At 67.5% G+C, this 836-nt stretch carries 1 pseudogene; it reads right to left on the bottom strand.

The features are described 5' to 3' along the window. Window positions 1-836, bottom strand: a pseudogene (locus tag MOX02_RS31725) (flagellin); the annotation flags it as partial.

The raw sequence follows: 836 nt of genomic DNA, 5'->3' as shown, positions 1-836 counted from the left end.
GTCGTTCTGGACGCTGAAGTCGCCGTTCGACTGGGCCGCCGACGAGTCGACGAACTTGCCGATGCCGAGGTTGCCCGCGTTCAGCAGGTTGCCCTGCACGTCGAGCTTGTTCTGGGCCGAACCCGTCTTCTCATTGAAGACGATGGACAGCTTGTCGCCGGCGAGCAGGTTGGTGCCGTTGAAGCCCGAGTCCTTGGCGAGGCTGTCGATCTGGTCGCGCAGGTCGTTGAACTGCTTGACCAGGTTCGAGCGCACCGAGGACGAGCCCGAGCTGCCCACGTCCGTGTTGTCGACCGCCGCGAACAGAGCCGTCTGGTCGCCCGCCACCGCCGCGAACGCGCCGGTCGCCGTGGTGGTCAGGCCGGCCTCGACCGTGAGGTTGTCCGAGCCGGTGCCGGTGATGGTGAGCTGGCCGTTGTCGCCGATCGAGGCGGTGGCGATGTTGGACTTGTTGATGCCGTCCACGAGGTCGCGCACCGTCGAGGTCGAGGTGACGTCGAACTTGTAGGTGGTGTTGCCGGCCTTGATCTGGATCGAGTTGGTGGTGCCCGCGCCGCCCGCCGTCAGGCCGACCGCACCCGCCGACGAGGCGGTGGCGGCCGCCGCCGCGCCGATCAGGACTTTGCTCAGCGCGACGTCGCGCTCGCTCTTGCCGGTGGCAGTGACCTCCGCGGCAGTGCCGAGATCGACCGTGCTGGCGATCTTGGGCCGGTTGGCGACGGCGTCGGCCTGGGCCTGCTTGACGGTGGATTGCAGCGAGTTGACGAGCTTGGTGATCGAGTCGATGCCCTTCGAGGCCGCCTGGATCGTCTGCACCCCGTTCGAGATCCCGTCGA

It is taken from the genome of Methylobacterium oxalidis (genome assembly GCF_007992195.1).
Lineage (GTDB): Bacteria > Pseudomonadota > Alphaproteobacteria > Rhizobiales > Beijerinckiaceae > Methylobacterium > Methylobacterium oxalidis.
This window is presented reverse-complemented; position numbering and strand designations above follow the sequence as displayed.